Annotated in this window: 18 protein-coding genes; 9 read left to right on the top strand and 9 right to left on the bottom strand. The window is 62.0% G+C overall.

The features are described from left to right. Positions 1–22: 22 nt before the first annotated feature. Positions 23–859 (bottom strand): prolipoprotein diacylglyceryl transferase, encoded by an 837-nt coding sequence (gene lgt, locus ACN9MO_RS12230; RefSeq protein WP_425985017.1) that lies wholly within the window; start codon positions 857–859, stop codon positions 23–25. Positions 860–1,074: 215 nt separating this feature from the next. Here lgt and ACN9MO_RS12225 point away from each other — a divergent pair, with 215 nt between their 5' ends. The 6 genes from ACN9MO_RS12225 to ACN9MO_RS12200 all read left to right on the top strand — a co-directional run bounded on the left by ACN9MO_RS12225 (position 1,075) and on the right by ACN9MO_RS12200 (position 5,354). Beyond that, positions 1,075–1,335 carry an accessory factor UbiK family protein gene (locus ACN9MO_RS12225; RefSeq protein ID WP_057254338.1) on the top strand — a complete coding sequence of 87 codons (261 nt, stop codon included), beginning with the start codon at positions 1,075–1,077 and terminating at the stop codon, positions 1,333–1,335. Between the two features lie 448 nt (positions 1,336–1,783). Continuing rightward, positions 1,784–2,284, top strand: coding sequence for a YbjN domain-containing protein (locus ACN9MO_RS12220; protein WP_043618087.1), 501 nt, complete (start codon positions 1,784–1,786; stop codon positions 2,282–2,284). 2 nt (positions 2,285–2,286) lie between these two features. After that, complete coding sequence (proC, locus tag ACN9MO_RS12215; protein ID WP_057253150.1) at positions 2,287–3,105, top strand: pyrroline-5-carboxylate reductase; 819 nt, start codon at positions 2,287–2,289, stop codon at positions 3,103–3,105. 341 nt (positions 3,106–3,446) lie between these two features. Then, a complete protein-coding gene (locus tag ACN9MO_RS12210; protein ID WP_082616010.1) occupies positions 3,447–4,406 on the top strand; it encodes a LysR family transcriptional regulator in 960 nt (319 codons plus the stop codon). A gap of 37 nt (positions 4,407–4,443) precedes the next feature. Beyond that, positions 4,444–4,785: a tRNA-binding protein gene (locus ACN9MO_RS12205; RefSeq protein ID WP_057253151.1), complete on the top strand. Its 342-nt coding sequence runs from the start codon at positions 4,444–4,446 to the stop codon at positions 4,783–4,785. A gap of 5 nt (positions 4,786–4,790) precedes the next feature. Further along, positions 4,791–5,354, top strand: a complete 564-nt coding sequence (locus ACN9MO_RS12200) for a protein-tyrosine phosphatase family protein (protein ID WP_057253152.1) — start codon at positions 4,791–4,793, stop codon at positions 5,352–5,354. Between the two features lie 3 nt (positions 5,355–5,357). On the opposite strand, the gene ACN9MO_RS12195 is transcribed toward ACN9MO_RS12200, so the two are convergent. From ACN9MO_RS12195 to ACN9MO_RS12180, 4 genes are read right to left on the bottom strand one after another with little or no spacing between them, the layout of a single operon-like run. Further along, the gene (locus ACN9MO_RS12195; RefSeq protein ID WP_057253153.1) at positions 5,358–5,861 is read right to left on the bottom strand and encodes a tetratricopeptide repeat protein; all 504 of its coding nucleotides are present in this window, start codon (positions 5,859–5,861) and stop codon (positions 5,358–5,360) included. A gap of 57 nt (positions 5,862–5,918) precedes the next feature. Next, positions 5,919–7,301 carry an ATP-binding protein gene (locus tag ACN9MO_RS12190; protein ID WP_057253155.1) on the bottom strand — a complete coding sequence of 461 codons (1,383 nt, stop codon included), beginning with the start codon at positions 7,299–7,301 and terminating at the stop codon, positions 5,919–5,921. A gap of 32 nt (positions 7,302–7,333) precedes the next feature. Further along, positions 7,334–8,035 carry a response regulator gene (locus ACN9MO_RS12185; RefSeq protein ID WP_057253157.1) on the bottom strand — a complete coding sequence of 234 codons (702 nt, stop codon included), beginning with the start codon at positions 8,033–8,035 and terminating at the stop codon, positions 7,334–7,336. A gap of 55 nt (positions 8,036–8,090) precedes the next feature. Then, positions 8,091–8,567 (bottom strand): MarR family winged helix-turn-helix transcriptional regulator, encoded by a 477-nt coding sequence (locus ACN9MO_RS12180; RefSeq protein ID WP_057253158.1) that lies wholly within the window; start codon positions 8,565–8,567, stop codon positions 8,091–8,093. A 269-nt stretch (positions 8,568–8,836) separates the two neighbouring features. On the opposite strand from ACN9MO_RS12180, the gene ACN9MO_RS12175 reads away from it, so the two are divergent. Next, positions 8,837–9,727, top strand: a complete 891-nt coding sequence (locus ACN9MO_RS12175) for a branched-chain amino acid aminotransferase (RefSeq protein WP_057253160.1) — start codon at positions 8,837–8,839, stop codon at positions 9,725–9,727. An 82-nt stretch (positions 9,728–9,809) separates the two neighbouring features. On the opposite strand, the gene ACN9MO_RS12170 is transcribed toward ACN9MO_RS12175, so the two are convergent. Both ACN9MO_RS12170 and ACN9MO_RS12165 read right to left on the bottom strand, forming a co-directional pair. Continuing rightward, entirely contained in the window at positions 9,810–10,076 is a 267-nt protein-coding gene (locus ACN9MO_RS12170; protein ID WP_034788698.1) for a hypothetical protein, read from the bottom strand. 298 nt (positions 10,077–10,374) lie between these two features. Next, complete coding sequence (locus tag ACN9MO_RS12165) at positions 10,375–10,998, bottom strand: DUF1236 domain-containing protein (protein WP_057253162.1); 624 nt, start codon at positions 10,996–10,998, stop codon at positions 10,375–10,377. A 148-nt stretch (positions 10,999–11,146) separates the two neighbouring features. Here ACN9MO_RS12165 and ACN9MO_RS12160 point away from each other — a divergent pair, with 148 nt between their 5' ends. Next, positions 11,147–11,311 carry a hypothetical protein gene (locus ACN9MO_RS12160; protein WP_192494794.1) on the top strand — a complete coding sequence of 55 codons (165 nt, stop codon included), beginning with the start codon at positions 11,147–11,149 and terminating at the stop codon, positions 11,309–11,311. A gap of 166 nt (positions 11,312–11,477) precedes the next feature. Further along, complete coding sequence (locus ACN9MO_RS12155) at positions 11,478–12,119, top strand: MBL fold metallo-hydrolase (protein ID WP_057253164.1); 642 nt, start codon at positions 11,478–11,480, stop codon at positions 12,117–12,119. 95 nt (positions 12,120–12,214) lie between these two features. Here the strand turns inward: ACN9MO_RS12155 and ACN9MO_RS12150 are convergent, their stop codons facing one another. Continuing rightward, positions 12,215–12,676 (bottom strand): BA14K family protein, encoded by a 462-nt coding sequence (locus ACN9MO_RS12150; protein WP_113133457.1) that lies wholly within the window; start codon positions 12,674–12,676, stop codon positions 12,215–12,217. A 144-nt stretch (positions 12,677–12,820) separates the two neighbouring features. After that, positions 12,821–13,036, bottom strand: coding sequence for a cold-shock protein (locus tag ACN9MO_RS12145; RefSeq protein ID WP_057253168.1), 216 nt, complete (start codon positions 13,034–13,036; stop codon positions 12,821–12,823). Positions 13,037–13,382 lie beyond the last annotated feature (346 nt).

Below are 13,382 nucleotides of genomic sequence, written 5' to 3'. Positions count from 1 at the left end.
CACGCCCTTGCCTTATCCGCTCTCAGGCGGCTGCGCGCCGCGCCCGGGTTATCGCCCAGATGCCGGCGAGCGCCATCGGCAGCGAAAGCACCATGCCCATCGTCAGCCAGCCACCGACAAGATAGCCGATCTGCGCGTCCGGTTCGCGGAAGAATTCGATGAAAATGCGGCTCAAGGCATAGCCAAGCACGAAGATGCCGGTGACGAGGCCCGGGGATTTCAACGCCTGGCGACGGTAGATGAACCAGGAAAGCACGCCGAGCAGCACGAGGCCCTCGAGGGCTGCTTCATAAAGCTGGCTCGGGTGACGGGCAAAGGGCCCGCCGGTCGGGAAGACGATTGCCCAGGGCATCGAAGAGAGACGGCCCCAGAGTTCGCCATTGATGAAATTGGCAATGCGGCCGAAAAACAGGCCGATCGGGACGACGGCCGCGACGATGTCGAACAGGCTCCAGAGAACGATGCCATTGCGCCGCGCGAAGATGATCATGGCGAGCGTCGTGCCGAGAAAGCCGCCATGGAACGACATACCGCCGTTCCAGATCTCAATGGCGCGGATCGGATTGGCGAGAACGGAGCCGAGGTCGTAGAAGAGGATGTAGCCGATGCGGCCTCCGAGTACGATACCGCCGGCGGCCCAGAGCAGGAAATCGTCGAGTTGCTGCAGCGTGACCGCCGGGGTCTCGTTGCGCCAGAGCGCGTTGTTCATCGCCAGGCGGCGCGCATAGAACCAGCCGATCAGGATGCCTGCGACATAGGCGAGCCCGTACCAGTGGACGGCGAGAGGCCCGATCTGGAAGATGACGGGGTCGATTTCGGGGAAGGGAAGGATGGCGAGACGGGTCGCTAGAGTTTCCAAGATATGTTCTCGTGCCTATTTCTCGTGCAGGGGCCGGTCGTTTCGGCGGAACATGGCGAGCGATTTCCGCCGGGTCAAGGCGCCGATGGGGGCGCTTCGGACACAGCGGCGTGATTTGGCACGTGATTTTCCTTGCATCCGCTCGCCGCTGACCCTACCTGAAATTCATGACCGCATCGCAATGCGAGGCGATGGCTGAAATGGAGATCGCGACGATGAGCACAGGCGCTAACCGCATTCTGGATGACTTTGCCAAGATCATGACCGATGCCGCAGGTGCCGCCCAGGGCGTGCGCCGCGAGGTCGAGACCGCCTTCCGCGCACAGGCCGAACGCGCACTGAACTCGCTCGACGTGGTCAAGCGCGAGGAGTTCGAGATGGTCAAGGAAATGGCGATCAAGGCGCGCGAGGAAAACGATGCGCTGCTCGCCCGCATTGAGGCTTTGGAAGCGCGTCTCGCCGAGGCCGGCAAGTAACGCGATTCCGCCGAAATAACGGTATTTTGGCGTTTTTACTTCGCCCGCGAACTGGTTTCGCGGGCGTTTTGCTGTCGTTAATCCTGGATCGATTGAAACGGCGTTAAGGCTGGTTAATAAAACCTGAAAAGTTTTCCACCTGTGGACACTGCCAAAAAACCCTTATGGCAGAGTCAGTTAAGCTCTCGCGCTTCATCCAAATGACAACGTGGACGCGATTCATCCCGGCTATTTTTCGGCCCGGGGGCTGGCAGCCTGACTCCGCCATTATACACTGATTTTAAATGATGATTCGAAACGAACCACGCAAGCTCCGGGCAGGGTAAGTCAGCCAGGATGGATGTGAGTTCAGCAATCATAGTGTGTTTGTAATCGGTGTTGGGTTTGCAGCGTTGCGTCTTGTGAGCGTGATGATGCACGTCTGCGCCACACCTATACAGGGTGATGCATGAGCCTTTTGGAAATGGAAGTCGAGCGCCAATCCAACCCGGTCGATATGATCGAGTTCGTGGCCGCAAATAACGACTGGTCGTTCGAGCGATCCGGCGAAGACGAAATCGCCATGACGGTCGAAGGCAAGTGGGCAGACTACCACGTTTCCTTCTCCTGGATGGAGGAGTTCGAGGCTCTGCACCTTGCCTGCGCCTTCGACATCAAGGTGCCGGAAAGCCGGGTCAACGAAGTCATCCGCCTGCTCTCCCATATCAACGGGCAGGTGCTGATGGGCCACTTCGACCTGTGGCGCCAGGAGGAAGTGGTGATCTTCCGCCAGTCGCTGCTGCTTGCCGGCGGTGCCGAGCCGACCAATCAGCAGGTCGAAGTTCTGCTTTCGAGCGCACTCGACGCTTGCGAATCCTATTATCAGGCGTTTCAATTCGTCGTTTGGTCCGGCATGGACGCGCAGCGCGCCGTCGATGCGGTCCTGTTCGAAACGGTTGGAGAGGCTTGATCATGGCGAACGCCGCTTCCGGTCCCATCGTCCTCGTCGGCGCCGGCAACATGGGCGGCGCCATGCTTTCCGGCTGGCTGAAGAGCGGCGTTAGGGGTGCCGACGTGCTCGTCGTCGATCCCGGCCCGCCACCGGCCATGGCCAAACTCATTGCCGACAACGGCGTGACATATGCGGCCCAGGCGCCATCCGGTGTTCAGGCGGGCGTGATCTTCCTCGCGGTCAAGCCGCAGGTGATGGACGCCGTGCTGCCGCCGTTGAAGCCGCTCGTCGGTGCGGATACCGTCATTGTCTCGGTTGCCGCCGGCAAGACGCTCGCCTTCATCGAAACCCACCTTGCTGCTGCCGCCACGGTTCGCGCCATGCCGAACACGCCGGCGATGATCGGCCGCGGCGTTACCGGTGCCTTTGCCAATGCGCGCGTCAGCGAAGCGCAGCGCAGCCAGGTTCACGATCTGCTGAAGGTCAGCGGGCCCGTCGAATGGGTCCGGACCGAAGCCGAAATCGATGCGGTAACCGCGGTTTCGGGCAGCGGTCCGGCCTATGTCTTCTACCTCGTCGAGTGCATGGCGGAGGCGGGCCGCAAGGCCGGCCTCGAGGCGGACCTCGCCATGCGGCTCGCGCGGGAAACCGTTGCGGGCGCTGGCGAATTGTTGCATCAGTCCCCAGACGAGGCGGCGCGGCTGCGCCAGAACGTGACCTCGCCCGGTGGTACGACAGCGGCAGCACTCTCCGTGCTGATGGCCGACGACGGCATGCAGCCGCTTTTCGACAAGGCGATCGCCGCAGCACGCAAACGCGCGGAAGAGCTGGCGGGCTGATCTCACGAAACTCCGGTGCCGCAATGGCGCCGGCGTGAGGGTCGCTCTACGACGCGCCTGGGGGAGCGCCTGCGCCTTGTCCAGGGCCTGTATGCCGGTCGAACAGGCACCTCCAGATCGCGCCCATTGCCCGGCGACACATGTCGCGGATCGCGGCGTTGCGCTGACGTCGCGCCCAGGAATGTAGCTGGTAGCTCGCCGGCATATCCTTCCGCTGCGCATCCATTTCCGTCACCCCTCGGTCTCCGCTGTCTGAGTTCCAGGTCCAAGCTACAGCCTATCGTCGGCCGCGATAATCCATGTTAAGTTCCGTTCATCTGTGACGAAATGGAATAGATGCAATGGACCGGCAGGAAGCCATGGCGGTGTTTCTCGCCGTCGTCGAGGAGGGGGATTTCTCGGCGGCGGCGCGGCGGCTGCGCATGACACCATCGGCCGTCAGCAAGATCATCGGCCGACTGGAGGCGCGCCTCGGCGTGCGGCTGCTGCAGCGATCGACGCGCAGCATCAGCCTCACCAGCGAAGGCAGCGCCTATGCGGAGTCGGCCCGTCGCATCCTCGGCGATATCGAGGATGCTGAGTTTGCGATCCAGCCGGGCGCTGAGCCGCGCGGCCGCCTGCGGGTCAGCCTGCCGAGCGCCTTCGGTCATCGCCTGATCGTGCCCATGCTTCCGGCCTTCATCGAGCGGTTCCCGGCGATCGATCTGGAGCTCGATTTCAGCGACGCGATCGTCGATCTCATGAACGGTGACGCGGATGTCGCCATACGGGTTGCGGCGCAAAGCGACAGTACGCTGGTGACGCGGCGCCTGGCATCGAACCGTCGTGTCATCTGTGCGGCGCCGGGATACCTCGAAAGGCACGGTGTTCCCAAGACGCCTGATGACCTGCAACGGCACGTCTGCCTTGCCATTACCGCCCATGGCCGCCTCAACGTCTGGGAGTTCCAGGATGGCAACGGCCGGCATGCGATCCGTGTTCGTGGTTCCGTCGAAGCCAACAGCACGGAAGCGCTGAGGCACCTCGCGCTCGCCGGCATCGGGATCGTGCGGCTCTCCGAAATTCTTGTCGGTGGAGATATCCGGGCGGGCTTGCTGGTGCCGCTTCTGACCGATTGTAATTATGCCGAGGCGGAACCGATCACCGTGGTTTATCCGCACCGGCGTTTCCTGCCGCCGCGTGTGCGCGTCTTCGTCGATTTCCTTGCCGAGCAGTTCGCGCGCCGCCCCTGGGAAGAGGCAAGATTTCACGGGGAGCCTGCCGATACCGGTGCGCTTCCGGAATCTCGCCCGATGCTTTAAGCCCGGCGACTGAGTACTTTTCACAAAGGGAATTGCCGTGACTGAAACGATTGAATTTGCTGATTTCGAGCGTGTCGACATTCGCGTGGGCACGATCGTCGAAGCCGAACCCTTTCCGGAAGCGCGCAAGCCGGCCTTCAAGCTGAAAATCGATTTCGGGCCAGAGATCGGCATTAAAAAGTCATCGGCGCAAATCACGGTGCATTATCGTCCGGAAGATCTCGTCGGGCGGCAGGTGCTGGGCGTGATCAATTTTCCACCGCGCCAGATCGGGCCCGTTCGCTCCGAAGTGCTGACGCTGGGTTTTGCAGACGAGGCCGGCGCGATCGTGCTGGCTGCCACCGAGCGGCCAGTTCCCAACGGCAAAAAATTGATGTGATCCCAATGACCATCGCCTTCGAAGTGATCCCCGAACGCGTCAAGGTCTCCTGCCTGTGGCGCGCCGCCGATGCCGCGCGCGATTGGCGCGCAAGCCATGTGCTGTCTCTGCTCGATCCGGAACTGCCTGACGCCAACGTGCCCGTTATTGCCGATGCCAGCCACCGGGTGGTGCGCATGCGCGACCAGGAAAACCCGACCGCCACGCAGCATTTCCCGGATCTGGTCCTCGAGGTGTTCGAGGCGATGCGGCCGGCGGCGGAGGATGCTTCGAGCCGCATTCTCGTGCATTGCCACGCCGGCGTCAGCCGCTCCACGGCTTTTGCCTATGGGCTGATTGCCCATCAACTTGGCGCGGGCCGCGAGGATGAAGCCTTCCGGGCGCTACTGACGATCACGCGCAAGCCCTGGCCGAACCGGCGGATCATCGAGATCCTCGACAAAGCCCTCGGTCGTAAGGGCCGACTGCTCGCGCCGCTCGATGTCATGCGCGCCCGCCATCCGCGCCGCATCGACGCCTGGCATCGCTTCAACGAACGCCGTGGCCTGACGTCGATCTATCAGCGCTAGCGCTTACGCGTCTGCCAGCAACGCGTCAGCGTAGCGTTTGAGCGACCGGTTGTAGCGGGGGAGGTGGCGCGAGAGGCTGCCAAGCGCAAGCGCTGCTGCTTCTTTCGCATGCCCCGCGTCGACCAGACACAGGGCCAGGAATGCGGCGACCGCATCGTCGAGCTCGTCTGACGGCTTGGTCTGCTCCGCGGTGAGCAGGGCGACGCCTTCGCCAGCGCGGCCGAGATTGCGGAGCGTGCTGGCGAGCTGGATGGTGGCGCGCCGCCGGCGAATTCCCGTGAGACCGTTTTCCAATGCCTGCCGATAGAGAGGTTCGGCTTCCGTCTCGTGGCCGGTCGAATCCTGCGCGGAGGCCCGTTCGAACAGGCCTATGGCGTGTCCCGACGGCAATTCGGCCGCAAGCGCCTCGATACGCGCGATGAAGGTTTTGGCGTCGATGGTGTCGAAGGCAGCCCAGAGTTCAGCCAGCCGTCGTTCCCAGTCGTTCCAATCGACAACGTTCGACACAGCTCTCTCCCTCGGTCCCAATTCCCGGGCGAGCAGTGGCCCGTTAATACGTGAAGGTCAAGCCGGTACGCGCACCGTTGCCCTCAGGCCGCCGAGCGGGCTGTCGCCAAGGGTGACGTTGCCGCCGTGGCTGCGGGCGATGTCGCGGGCGATCGCAAGGCCAAGGCCGGTGCCGGAGCTGTCGAGATTGCGCGCCTCGTCGAGACGGAAGAACGGCTTGAACACGTCCTCGCGCGATCGCTCAGGGATGCCCGGACCGTCATCGTCGACGGTGATGGTGACCCATTTGGCGCTGTGGCGCGCGTCGATGTTGACGGTGTTGGCGTAGCGATAGGCGTTCGAAGCGAGATTGGCGACGAGGCGGGTGAAGGCGTTCGGCCTGACCCGAACCTCGTCCTCGCCCTCGACCGAGGTGGTCAGCGTCTTCCCGAGCAGTTCGGCCTCCGCCGCAAGCCGGGTCATCAGGTCGCTGAGTTTCAGTTGGCCGACATCTTCCTCCGCTTCGCTGCGGGCGAAGGCGAGGTAGCCCTCCAGCATGTTCTGCATGTCCTCGACATCCTGGTTCAGGCTTTCGAGATCCGGATTGTTGCCGGCGAGCGCCAGCTGCAGCTTGAAGCGGGTGAGGATGGTTCTGAGGTCGTGGCTGACACCGGTCAGCATCGCGGTGCGCTGTTCGATCTGGCGCTCGATGCGTTCGCGCATCAGGATGAAGGCAAGGCCGGCGCGGCGGATCTCGTCGGCCCCGCGCGGCGCGAAGTCGTCGATCTTCTGGCCCTTGCCGAAGCTTTCGGCCGCCTTGGTCAGCGCCAGGATCGGCCGGATCTGGCCGCGCAGGAACAGGATGGCGATCGCCAGCAGCACCAGCGATGCGGCCACCATCCAGACGAGGAAGATGTGGGTGTTGGAGGCATAGGCCTGGTTTCGCCGAGCATAGACCCGCAGGATGCGGCCGTCATCGAGCTTGATGCGGATCTCGACGAGCTTGGAGTTGCCGACCGTATCGATCCAGAAGGGGCGGCGGACCTGGTTGGAAATCTCCTCGCCGAGGATCTGGTCGAGGATTTCGAAGAAGGGACTAGGCCTGGGTGGTGGCAGCTCGCCGGGCGGGTCGACGGAGATGCTGAGATCAAGCTGATCCCGCGCGATGCGGATGATCTCGCTGATGTCGCGGTCAGCGGGGAAGGTGTCGATGAGGTCGACGATTGCGGCGATATCGCTGGTGACGGCGGCTGACAGGCGCTGCGTCACCAGCTGCCAGTGGCGCTCCATGAAGATGAAGGCGACGACCGACTGCAAGAGCACCATCGGAATGATGACGATCAGCAGCGAACGGGCGTATAGCCCCATCGGCAGGCGGCGGCGCAACCAACGGGTAAAGCGCCTCCAGGCGTTGTCGCTCGATCCGGTTGCCCCGTGCTCTATGCCGTCAAAGCTTGCCATGGTTTGCCGCGCTCATCGGAAGGCCCGCCATTTCAGTCCACGCTCAACCGGTAGCCGATGCCGCGCACCGTCTGCAGCCAGACCGGATTGGACGGATCATCCTCGATCTTGCGCCGGAGGCGATTGATCTGCACGTCGATCGTGCGCTCGCCGACCTCTGCATCGTCGCCGATCAGTTCGTGGCGCGGGATGGTCTCGCCGGCGCGCTGCGAAAACAGCGTCATGATCTCCTGCTCGCGATCGGTGAGCCGGATGTGATCGGCGCCGCGCCTCAGCTCCTTGCGCACCACCGAGAAGGTGTAGGGGCCGAAGATCACCTGGTCGACCTTGGGCGCTTGGGCCGGCTGGTTGCGGCGCAGGATATTGTTGATGCGCAGCACCAGTTCGCGCGGTTCGAAGGGCTTCGACAGATAGTCGTCGGCGCCGGCTTCCAGGCCCTCGATGCGGGAGTTCGATTCCGCCAGCGCCGTCAGCATCAGGATCGGCACGGTCTTGATCTGGCGCAGGCTGTTGGTCAGCGAGATGCCGCTTTCGCCCGGCATCATCACATCGACGATCAGAAGGTCGAAGTCGAGGCCGACCAGCTTGCGCCGTGCTTCGTCCGCGTCGGACGCGGTCGTCACGCGAAATCCCTGCTCGACCAGATAGCGGTTCAGGAGATCGCGGATGCGCCGGTCGTCGTCGACGACCAGAAGGTGAGCCGCATCGTCCGAGACAGTCGCTTTTGTCGTCATTCCACGCTTCCCTGGTTCCAGGCTCCCGAGCCGTCTGCCGGCGGCGAGCCTCGTGTCAGTCTGCGGCGTTCTTCATTCCGGCGAGAAAGCGTTTGACCGTCTCCCGCGCGCCCGGACCCGTTCTTGCCAATGCATCGGCTATGCGGCGGGACTGTGGCTCGGCCAGCGCACGCGCCAGCGCCTTGCCTTCCTCAGTCGTATAGAGCATGCGCTGGCGTCGGTCTTCAGGGCCGGTCTCCTGGCGGATGTAGCCGGAATCGATCAGTTGCTTGAGCACGCGGGCGAGGCTCTGCTTGGTGATCTTCAGCGTGTCCAAGAGGTCGGCGACGGTCATGCCGGGCTCGCGGTCGACGAAATGGACGACCCGGTGATGCGCCCGCCCAAAGCCGCTCTTTTCGAGGATCGCATCCGGGTCGGAGGTGAAGTCGCGATAGGCAAAGAAGAGCAACTCGATGATCTCGAAATCGATCGTGTCATCATCGGCGGCGGCATCGGTGAGATACCGGGTGTTCTCTTTGGATTGGCCGGCCACGCGGTCATTTCCTTTCAGCCAGATTGCAACTTGCGAAACATTCGGAAAAATACGTCAGCTTTATTGACATATTTTTACCGCATCGTTAGCGTCCTTGCTCGGTAAGCGAGACATTTGGCATTGGCAACACCTTGAAAGGATATGCCGCGCCGTTCCGATCGCAAATCCAAAATCACGAAATTGAATTTTCCCTCAATCAGTTTGCCGATAAACTGAAAGCAGGACGATAATCAACTAAGAATGGCGCATATGCGCCGGAGGATGACACCATGGCAGCGGTTCCTTTTGATCAGTTGGACGGAGAGATCTGGTTCAACGGCGAATTCGTCGCATGGAAGGACGCCAAGGTACATGTGCTGACCCACGGCCTGCACTATGCCAGCGCGGTCTTCGAGGGCGAGCGCGCCTATGGCGGACGTATCTTCAAGCTGAGCGAGCACAACCAGCGCCTTCATAACTCGGCTGACATTCTTGGCTTCAAGATTCCCTATTCGGTGGAAGAGCTGGACGCCGCAAGCGTGGAGCTTCTGAAGCGCCAAGGCTTCTCCGAGGCCTATGTGCGGCCGATCGCCTGGCGCGGCAGCGAAAGCATGGGCGTTTCGGCGCAGAACAACCGCATCAACGTCGCCATCGCCATCTGGCAGTGGGGCAGCTACTTCAACCCGGCGGAGAAACTGAAGGGCATTCGCCTCGACATCGCCGAGTATCGCCGCCCGGATCCGCAGACGGCACCTTCCAAGTCCAAGGCGGCCGGTCTCTATATGATCTGCACCATCTCCAAGCATGCGGCGGAAGCCAAGGGCTATGCGGATGCGATGATGCTCGACTATCGCGGCCGCGTGGCCGAAGCGACGGGCGCCAACATCTTCTTCGTCAAGGACGGTGTCATCCACACGCCGGTGCCGGATTGCTTCCTCGACGGCATCACCCGCCGCACGGTCATCGAGCTTGCCAAGCGCCGCGGCTACGAGGTCGTCGAGCGGGCGATCATGCCGGAGGAACTGTCCAGCTTCAGCGAGTGCTTCCTCACGGGGTCCGCTGCCGAAGTGACGCCGGTTTCCGAAATCGGTCCCCATCGCTTCACGCCGGCGACGATCTGCGAAACGCTGATGAACGACTACATGAAGGAAGTCTACCCGGTTGCCGCGGCCGCCGAGTAACGGCATCCGCAATTGTCTCGAATGCAGAAAAGGCGGCCGATGGCCGCCTTTTGTCTTACTACGGATATGATCGTGGTAGGGGTCAGGCCGTCTTGCCGAGGAATTGCCCGACGATACCGCTCAGCACGCCGCCGCCGACGAGGCCGCCGATGGCCTGCATGGCAAGGCCTGTCGCGGCTGCTTCGCCGCCGAGCATCTGAATGAGGAAACCTCCGCCCAGGCCGCCGATCGCGCCGACGATGGTCCGTGCGACGACACCAAATGCCTGCTGCTTCAACACTGCGCTGGCCGCGTTGCCGCCGGCCGCCCCCGCGATCAATTGGGTAATGATAGGCATTAATGCTTCCATTGATCCCTCCGTGTCGTGGCTCGTCGTGGACGGGCCACTAAAGCCGATGATCCGGCACCGATAGGTTGAAGCCGAATCTGGATTATTGTCAATTTGAATGAAATGACCGCCCCGGTGCCCGGATCCTAGCCCATTGAAATGGTTTGATTTCAGCTGGAAGCGGCGTTTCGTGGCGTCAGACAGAGAAGCTTGCGCCGGCGTCGAGAAGGATCGGTTTCAGTCTTCGCACAATGAAGCGGATGATTCGTGCATGCGCCGTAGGCTCCGGCGACCGCTCGGTCGCCGGAGAAACAAATGCCTATCGATAGACGTAGACGATGCGTCGCGTCGCCGGCTCGACCAGCACGGGCTGGCCGTTGATGCTGACATAGTCGTAGTTATAGTCAGGCACGCGGCGGACCGCGACGGTCTGCGGCAGCGCGGCGCCGACCACGACTTCGCCGTCGAGATAGACGGTCTCGCCAGGGTTCGCCGTGACGTAGGTGCGCACGGTGTCCGGTGGCACGATCGGATCGATCTCTTCGACCGGGCCGATCAACTCATCGCCGCTGCTGACGATCACCGGATCGTTCGGCTGCGCCTCATAGGTGACGGCGGGAATAGCGAGGTCGGCGCGACGTTCCTGAACCACGACGGCCGAACCGCCGAAGTCCGTCGTCAGATATTGCGCATAGACCCAGCCGCGCACGCCATTGATGTCGATGCGGCACCATTTGCTGCCTTCGATGCAGCCGTCGATGACCGCGGTGCTACCGCGGGCCGCAAGCCCGACTGTCGGATACTGAGGGCCCGGACCCGTGCGGATGTTGAGGTCCGTGACTGTGGTCGCGGTCATGGCGGCAAAGGCGGCCGGCATGCCGAGCGTCAGCACAAAACCCGCGGCCGCAGTGGCTCGCAGCAGGGGGCGGGTAAGTTTCAACATTATCTTTCTCCTTTAGTGGTGAGGGCGAAACGCCTCCGCGCGCGCGGATGTTCCCCCGGGAACGTCACGAAATGTGACGCCGTGACATTCTTCCTCTGCTGCCGCGGCCCAAGGCCCGAAGAAACAAGCAGCGGGAGAGGCGACGAAGATGCAGGACATTCAGCTGGATCAGAGCAATTTCACCGCCCGCAGCCTCAAGCCGGTGGTCAGGATCGTCGTCGCCGCGGAACTGGCAATTTCGGCGCTGCTGATGACCACAGTGCAATGGCCCGCACCGCAACCGGCCACCAGCCAAGTCGCCGTTCTGCGCTGATTGGCGCTGTCACCGGCGCCAATTGCCGCTATAGGAGAGTTACAGCGTCGCGCGTCCCGCCGGGCGCGCTAAGATCGCTGTAGAACTTTGAAGTGCTGCATGGGTTTTCCCTCAATCGGCGACGATGCAAGGAAACATGCAGCAGACCCCATAGAGGCAGGCGCACATGTTACAGGCGGGCATCATTCCGGTTACCCATTTCGAGCAGAATTGTACGGTGCTGTTCGACAGCGAGACCAAGGAAGGCGTGATCGTCGATCCCGGTGGCGATGTCGACCTCATCCTGCAGACGGTCCGCGAGAACGGCATCACGCTGAAGGCGATCTGGATCACCCATGGCCATATCGACCACGCCGGCGGCGCCAAGGAATTGAAGGATGCGCTCGGGCTTGAAATCATCGGCCCGCACAAGGACGATCTGCCGCTGCTCGAAAGGCTCGAGAGCCAGGCCGAGCGTTTTGGGCTGGCGATGAAGGTCCAGAACGTCATTCCGGATCGTTGGCTCGAAGAGGGCGATACCGTTTCGTTCGGCGACCATGTCTTCGAGGTCCTGCATTGCCCCGGCCATGCGCCCGGCCATGTCGTCTATTTCAACCGGGCACAGAATTTCGCCCATGTCGGCGACGTCCTCTTCCACGGTTCGATTGGGCGCACCGACCTGCCGGGCGGCAATCACCAGCAATTGCTCGATTCCATCCGCGACAAGATCCTGCCGCTCGGTGACACTGTCGGCTTCATCTGCGGCCATGGTCCAGGCGGGCAGATCGGCGAGGAGCGCCGCACCAATCCCTATCTGCGCGGGCTCTGATCCGCCCGAGCAAGCCGCATCAACGGACGGGAATCAAAAAACGCATGGCTCGTGAGAGCCATGCGTTTTCTTGTATTGCTTTGCCGCGGCCTTGATCAGCCGGCGGTGCAGAAGTAGCTGCGGCCGTCGTAACCGCGGAAGGTGCCGTTGTCCGGGTTGAACGAGCGGTAGCGCTGCGAGCAGTAACGGTACCAGGACGGCGTCCAGGGCTCGAGCGAGCGGTAACCGCCGCCATAGCTGCCGCCGCCGTAGTTATCGACGACAACCGGACGGGCCTGATAGACGGGGCGAGGGCGATAGACCGGGCGCGGCTCGTAGTAATCGTATTCCGGTTCCGGATCGATATAGACGCGCTCGCCGTAGCCGCTGTTGTAACGCGGCTGCGAGGCGATCGCGCCGCCGATCAGCGCGCCAGCGGCGAGGCCCGCTGCGCCTGCCACCCATGCATCGTCATTGTCGTGGTGATGGCGGCCGCCCGCTTCAGCAACGCCGAACGTCGGGATTACCATGGCGGCTGCAGCGACCGAAAGAACGGCGGCTTTGATGAACTTGTTCATGGGCTTCAAATCCTATCGCATGGACCGGATCAATCCGGATTTCATGAGAGGACGTTAATGCCGCCACTGTGAACCGAGCCTGAACAAAAAAAACCCGGCAAGTCTGCCGGGCTTCAACTTTGAATCTGTCAGCGGATGTCGGCGTTAGCCGGCGATCTGCAGGTTGACCGCCTTCGGGCCTTTGCCGCGGCGATCCGGTTCGGTGTCGAAGCTCACCTTCTGGTTTTCCGTCAGACCGTTCAGGCCGGAGGCCTGGACTGCGGAAATGTGTACGAAGATATCTGCACCACCGTTGTCAGGCTTGATGAAACCAAAGCCCTTGTCGGTGTTGAAGAATTTTACAGTGCCAGTTTCGGCCATGCGTCAGGTCCTTTTCTCTCCACCCGTTTGACGGACGGGCAGCATTGCAGTTTTGCCCGAATGGGCGTTGGCAGGCAGTTCTCGACGTTTGAGGAAAGGGTCCTGTTACCGCAGCCAGCCATTGGAGAAGTTGCATTTTCATGCGTCTTCCCGGTCTGGCCGCCCGGAGTTTTGCGTCTCCGGCCCGCTTTTATTTCAAGATCTTCCCGTGTTCGCAGATTGCCCGAACAGAGTAAGAGTGATGGGTTTATTTTGAATTGGCAAGCAAAACTTTTCGAGCGTGGTATTGCGTCTTGTCATTGCTCAAAAATCGGTCATTTCCGCAGCTGTTGCCCCTTCTTCAAGA

The sequence above is a fragment of the Ensifer sp. R-19 genome, assembly GCF_049905105.1.
In the GTDB taxonomy this organism is placed as follows: domain Bacteria; phylum Pseudomonadota; class Alphaproteobacteria; order Rhizobiales; family Rhizobiaceae; genus Ensifer.
The sequence above is the reverse complement of the archived record's forward strand: the minus strand, read 5'-3'. Positions and strand labels throughout refer to the sequence as shown.